Raw genomic sequence first — 247 nt, forward strand, 5'->3', positions numbered from 1 at the left:
TTAAATTTCAATGGAACAGAAACCCCAGGGAGAATTCTTTTTTCAATGTTATTTTTACATTCGACCATTATATTTTTTTTAATCACTTCAAGAGATGGCTGGTGAAACAGCCCGATTCGGCTTTTATCACTGGAGCCAATTATAATGCCTTCATTGTCGGTGATGCTAATCGGATATTGTAAGATTTCGCTCGTTTTTTCGATGATATCCTGGGCAATATGTTCTAGAATTTTCAAGAATCTCTGCT

The 247-nt window shown here is 35.6% G+C and carries 1 protein-coding gene; it reads right to left on the minus strand.

Translation table 11 applies throughout. The features are described 5' to 3' along the window. A partial coding sequence (locus tag RYX56_RS24410) for a sugar diacid recognition domain-containing protein (RefSeq protein WP_317124393.1) occupies positions 1 to 236 on the minus strand: 236 nt, incomplete at its 3' end. Positions 237 to 247 lie beyond the last annotated feature (11 nt).

Source organism: Alkalihalophilus lindianensis (genome assembly GCF_032843265.1).
Lineage (GTDB): Bacteria > Bacillota > Bacilli > Bacillales > Bacillaceae_D > Alkalihalophilus > Alkalihalophilus lindianensis.